Here is a 5,144-nt window from a genome sequence, read left to right on the forward strand (position 1 = left end):
TGGAAACGTTGGCAAAAAGTTGATTAATCGGCATAGTTCGCCGGTCGGCATAAACCGCCTTATGCCGCGCGCGGCATAAGGCAGTCTCGATGAGCGAGGCGATGGTCGCCCAGTTCTCCGCCCCGGCGTCATGTCCGGCGAAGAGAGCATTCTTCCGGTTGAGGGCTATCGGCCGGATGGTTCTCTCGACGGTGTTGTTGTCGATCTCGATGCGGCCATTAGTCAGGAAGACACAGAGGCCGTCCCAGTATTTGGCGATATAGGCCAGAGCTTCGCCAAGCGGCGACTTGCCAGCGACGCGGGCGCGATGCTGCGTCAGCCACATCCGCATGTCGGCGATCAATGGCGCTGATCGCTCCTGTCGCCCGGCCAGGCGAGCCTCTGGGGAACGACCCCGCAGCTCGTCTTCCATGCGATAGAGTTCGCCGATCCGCTTCACGCCTTCCGCGGCAATCGGTGCCGAGCCGTTGCGGGTGATCTCGACCAGTTTACGCCGGGCATGCGCCCAACAATAGGCTAGCCGGATGTCGGGACCGACACGGTCCGGTGCGATCAACCGATTATATCCGGCATAGCCGTCCACCTGAAGGACGCCCGTGAACCCCTGTAATATCCGCTCGGCATGTAACCCGCCGCGACCTGGAGCATAGGTGAAGGCTACACCAGGAGGCGCACCTCCGCCCCAAGGTCGGTCATCACGGGCCAGGGCCCAGAAGTATCCGGTCTTGGTTCTGCGTGAGCCGGGATCGAGGACCGGCGCATGGGTCTCGTCCATGAACAGCTTCGTCGACCGCTTCAGATCGGCAATCAATGCGTCAAAGACCGGGCGCAGTTCGAAAGCAGCCCGACCGACCCAATCGGCGAGTGTGGATCGGTCGAGATCAAGGCCCTGGCGGCTCATTATCTGGGCCTGCCGGTAGAGCGGCAGATGATCGGCGTATTTGGACACCAGCACATGAGCGATGGTCGCTTCTGTCGGCAATCCGGCCTGAATCAATCGGGCGGGAGCCGGAGCCTGAGTAACGCCGTCGGTGCAAGAACGGCAGGCATATTTGGGGCGACGGGTGACGACGACACGGAACTGCGCCGGAATGACATCCAGCCGCTCGGAGACGTCCTCGCCGATGCAATGCAAGCCTCCGCCGCAAGCGCAGATCAGGTTTTCCGGCTTGATGATCTCCTCGACGCGAGGAAGGTGGGCGGGCAGAGAACCGCGATTGATGGCGCGGGGTTTGGGGTGCGGCTTCCCAGAAGGGCTATCGGCTTCGTCTTCGGCGTGGATGGTTGCAATGGCCGTTTCCAGGTCTTCCAGCGCAAGATCGAATTGCTCTGGGTCAGCTTTCTCGGATTTGCGGCCGAAGGCGGCTTGCTTGAAGGCGGCGACCAGCTTCTCTAGCCGCTCGATCCGTTCATCCTTGCGAACTTCACGCGCTTGCGCCGCGATCAGCATCGCCTTCAAGGCAGCAATATCGTCGGGAAGATTGGCGGCGTCCAACATGGCCGAAGTCTATCAAAGCTAGCGTCGCTTCGCCGTTGGAATTTACCGCCCGAGTCATCGTGCCGCATCTATTCGATGGCATCCGGCGCTCTTGCCTCCATGGAACGGACACGACGCCAGTCGAGGCCTGCAAACAGCGCCTCGAACTGAGCATGGCCCAACGTCATCAGGCCATCTTTGATGCCCGGCCAGGTGAACGTGTGCTCCTCCAGCCGCTTGTAGGCCATCACCAGACCGCTGCCATCCCAGTAGATCAGCTTCAGGCGATCCGCCTTGCGCGAGCGGAATACGAAGACCGTCCCTGTAAAAGGGTCCTTGTGCAGCTCGTTTTTGACCAGCGCTGCCAGGCCATCGTGGCCCTTGCGGAAGTCGACCGGTTTGGTCGCCACCATGATCCGAACCCGGTTCGATGGAAAGATCATGCCGGAACAGCGCAGGCACGCGCGACAGCAGCGATGCGGGCGGCAGACGCGCCCTCTTCCAGGCGGATCGTGACCGAACCGACGATGATCTCGGGGCGGCTAGTCTTGATCAGCGGCTCCAAAACGGGTGGATTGACGACTACCGCTGCGAACTCCACAGCATTCTCGGGTGCAGGCAGAACAAGCTTGCCCTGCCGCGCCATCGTCCGCCAAGTCGAAAGGCGGTTCGCCCGCAATCCAAAGCGTTCAGCGACCTCATTCACCTTCGCACCGGGCCGAAGGCTCTCAGACACGATCTGCGCTTTGACCTCATCAGGCCAATGCCGATGAACCTCACGTCCAGACTTCCTGGTTGTGAGAAACTCCAATGTACTCTCCATGGAGAAACTCCCGTTGCTCGTCCATGGAAAGGCGATCACAGATCAGGGCGGCGAGGACAATGTGGGATCGGAACACCGGTTACACATCGGATCGCGCTTCAGTGTCTCTTGCACCATCAGAGACAGACCGGGAAAGCCCTTGCGCATGTCCGTATGGCCGGTCGCCAGCCAGACCTTCACACCAGCAGGAACCGGGATCATCGCCGACCCAGCACACAATCGAGAATGCGGCCAAGTGCCTCCGTGTCGATGTCGCTGTCCACACGGACACGACGACCGCGGCCCAGATCAATCGTCACATCGCTGCGCTTCCGGCGGGGATGCGATGAGGCCGGCGCTTCTGAGGCAGCGGGCTGGGCTGCCGGCGCGGCCTCCGAAACGATCACGGGCACCAAGGTGCTCGACACCTGCGTCGACGGCTCCTCGATCCGGCAGAGTTCCTTGCGCCACCGAAAGAGTTGGCTCACGTGGATGCCGGCCGCACGGGCAATCTCGGAAAGAACCGCACCAGGCTCAAGGCAGGCTGCAACCAGCCGCTCTTTGTCCTCGCGAGACCAGCGCCGACGGCGCTCGACAGACGTGATCACTTCAATCGGATGCTTGGTCATAGGACTACTCCTAGTGTTTGCACTAGGACTTCCGATGTTCGCATAAACCTCGCAAGACGGCCCTCACCGTGGGCTTACCTGCTTTCGAACTTCTGGAGGATAGCAATTTCCTCCGCCCTCATAGTTCCTGTGGACTGCGCGAGCCTGCTCGTTCGTCAGGACGTAGAACGTTGGTGCCATCGTCCTCAGATCGAGTTCGATGAAGATGAAGAAGTCCGCGTCGCCTTTCTTGTGCATTTCTACAGGCCAGCGGGTGATCTCAGTCGGCCGGCGCAGGAACTGCCGCGTCTTCACCTCGATCGATTTCGGCTGCCCACCGACGACAACAATGACATCGTGCCCAGGTGCGCCTTCGGGGCTCATATAGGCGGCCAGTCCGAGTGTGTTCAGCTTTGGTACGGTCAGCAGCTCGCCCAGCGTTCCGGATTGCGGGGACGATAGTTTTTCCAGCGTCATTGCTCTTCGTATTCTCCCAGAATCTCAATACGCGGACCACGTCCGGTCGCTTCACTCTCGGACGTGTCGAAGGTCTCAGGCATCGTCTGCCGCGGCCACATTTCGAAGGCGAGAGATGTAATCATCTACCCGGTCCAAAATGATTTCGAGACCGAGATAGCGAACGTAACCTCCTCCGCCCCGCTGGATAATGCCATCCAAGAAGATCTCGAAGGAATGACCATCACCCGCTAATCGAGTAACGAAGACCGCTCCACCACTCATGCCATCCAAAGGCTCTAAGTCCTCAGGATATCGCAACACGCCGCAGTTACTGCGGGACTCTAGGTGTCCCGACTTGCAGATCGGATGGATCCGCATCCCGCCATTCTCCATCACCATTCGCTGGAGATGGCTTGGCAAGCCTGAGGCTAAAGCTAAATCACCAGCGCGACCGATGTGGCGACGTTCGACGGGGAAGAACTGATGTCGTGAGTATGATGGTAGCATCTCATACTCGACCACACCGATCACATAGTCACTTTCATCCTCTGTGGAACCAGGCGAGAATAGGTATGTGTTGAACGGAATATTGGTGCTGTCGGTGCCATCGTCCATCAGCACTACCAGATAGTCCAAGCGGTCCTTAAAAGCCGCTGCTGTTTCACCCGCGATCGTTGCTATTTGGTGGCGCGTGAAGACGGCGAAATGTCGCCCTCGGTACTGGAAGAGAACGGCACTACCCTGAAGTCCAAACAGCAAACGGCGAGCAACCGCGCCATCCTGCAGCGTGAGCTCGAACCCATCCAGACCATAGTATTCGTCCCCAAGGGCGGCGAAACAAAGTGGTCGGATACATCGATCAGCGATCGTTGGCTCCTGTGGGTCTGTGAATCTCAGCATAGGAGGATCAATCCTTTCGACGGCGCGCACGAATTTCGTCAATTTGACGGTCAATTTCAGCCTCGGCGGCTGCGCAACTCTCCGCGAGATCCTCGCGGAATTGCAAGGTGTCTCTCAGGAAGTCGACATAGGTGGCGACGGCCAGATGTGTGTTGGCCTTAGAGCGCAAGCGCTGAACCCGCCGCTTCCATCCTGGAACGGGATCCTTCTTGATCGTCAGGCGGTAGTTGGCGGCGAGCCAATCAACAAGGTCATGGATAGATCTGCCGGAAAAGCCATTCTCGCTTGCGAACTTGTGACCCACAGGCGAGAAGGCCAGCCGCCATGTCTGGCAATTGATTGTCGCCTGATCTCGCGTGATCCCCTTCCCCTTGGGAAACACGCCAGTTGAGATGACATCGAGGTAAACATTGTTCTCAGTGATGATATAATCCATATAGTCCGCGAGCGCACCGATCGTCTTGCCTCTATCAAAATGGCACCGATCCTTCAGCGTTGCGCACGCCTTCTCGAAGTCACCTAGTTCGGCCGGATTGAGTCTGCTGCTGTTGAAATACTTCTTCGCGCGTTCCGGGATTACCATCTTATTGCCGTAGTAAAGACCACGCCCGGGAAACGCCTTCAGAATGTCGCAGGCTACCGAGAAGTAGAAATTAGCAATGGCTGGCAGGATGGCTTCGTGCTGGAGGCCGACATGGTACAGCTCGTTTCGGAACTCATGCATTATTGCAACTGTCCGCGCCTGTTCCTCTGTGACCATCTTCGCGATACGTGCAAACTTTAGCTTCGCGTCGAAAGACTGTCCGACAGCCTCGGCCAACTCCAGCTTATGGGGGTACTGACCTTGCCCCGTTGAAATAATCCATTTTGAAGTAAGCTCTGGCCCATTGAGAGGACC

Annotated in this window: 8 protein-coding genes; all 8 read right to left on the minus strand. The window is 58.6% G+C overall.

All coding sequences use genetic code 11. The features are described 5' to 3' along the window. The coding region (gene tnpC, locus G9X64_RS22710; protein WP_246271008.1) for an IS66 family transposase at positions 1 to 1,498 on the minus strand (1,498 nt) is incomplete at its 3' end. Positions 1,499 to 1,566: 68 nt separating this feature from the next. Further along, a complete protein-coding gene (gene tnpB / locus G9X64_RS22715; RefSeq protein WP_141399593.1) occupies positions 1,567 to 1,920 on the minus strand; it encodes an IS66 family insertion sequence element accessory protein TnpB in 354 nt (117 codons plus the stop codon). Continuing rightward, positions 1,917 to 2,300 (minus strand): transposase, encoded by a 384-nt coding sequence (locus G9X64_RS22720; protein ID WP_141399592.1) that lies wholly within the window; start codon positions 2,298 to 2,300, stop codon positions 1,917 to 1,919. The genes tnpB (G9X64_RS22715) and G9X64_RS22720 overlap by 4 nt, the downstream gene beginning before the upstream one ends. Positions 2,301 to 2,342: 42 nt before the next feature. Next, positions 2,343 to 2,501: an IS66 family insertion sequence element accessory protein TnpB gene (gene tnpB, locus G9X64_RS37025; RefSeq protein WP_096772346.1), complete on the minus strand. Its 159-nt coding sequence runs from the start codon at positions 2,499 to 2,501 to the stop codon at positions 2,343 to 2,345. Beyond that, positions 2,498 to 2,908 (minus strand): IS66-like element accessory protein TnpA, encoded by a 411-nt coding sequence (gene tnpA, locus G9X64_RS22730; protein WP_096772345.1) that lies wholly within the window; start codon positions 2,906 to 2,908, stop codon positions 2,498 to 2,500. Before tnpA ends, tnpB (G9X64_RS37025) begins: the two co-directional genes overlap by 4 nt. Before the next feature lie 63 nt (positions 2,909 to 2,971). Continuing rightward, positions 2,972 to 3,364 (minus strand): protein NO VEIN domain-containing protein, encoded by a 393-nt coding sequence (locus G9X64_RS22735; protein WP_096772344.1) that lies wholly within the window; start codon positions 3,362 to 3,364, stop codon positions 2,972 to 2,974. 75 nt (positions 3,365 to 3,439) lie between these two features. Continuing rightward, the gene (locus G9X64_RS22740) at positions 3,440 to 4,300 is read right to left on the minus strand and encodes a hypothetical protein (RefSeq protein ID WP_141399591.1); all 861 of its coding nucleotides are present in this window, start codon (positions 4,298 to 4,300) and stop codon (positions 3,440 to 3,442) included. Continuing rightward, positions 4,254 to 5,144: hypothetical protein (locus G9X64_RS22745; RefSeq protein ID WP_210259710.1), on the minus strand; the 891-nt coding region annotated here is incomplete at its 5' end. The genes G9X64_RS22745 and G9X64_RS22740, both read right to left, overlap by 47 nt.

It is taken from the genome of Rhizobium sophorae (assembly GCF_013087515.1).
GTDB classification, from domain to species: Bacteria; Pseudomonadota; Alphaproteobacteria; order Rhizobiales; family Rhizobiaceae; genus Rhizobium; species Rhizobium sophorae.

Excerpts from the sequence above, each read along its gene's own strand:
- tnpB (WP_141399593.1), bottom strand. The coding sequence starts at position 1,920 with ATGATCTTTCCATCGAACCGGGTTCGGATCATGGTGGCGACCAAACCG.
- G9X64_RS22720 (WP_141399592.1), bottom strand. The coding sequence starts at position 2,300 with ATGGAGAGTACATTGGAGTTTCTCACAACCAGGAAGTCTGGACGTGAG.
- tnpB (WP_096772346.1), bottom strand. The coding sequence starts at position 2,501 with ATGATCCCGGTTCCTGCTGGTGTGAAGGTCTGGCTGGCGACCGGCCAT.
- tnpA (WP_096772345.1), bottom strand. The coding sequence starts at position 2,908 with ATGACCAAGCATCCGATTGAAGTGATCACGTCTGTCGAGCGCCGTCGG.
- G9X64_RS22735 (WP_096772344.1), bottom strand. The coding sequence starts at position 3,364 with ATGACGCTGGAAAAACTATCGTCCCCGCAATCCGGAACGCTGGGCGAG.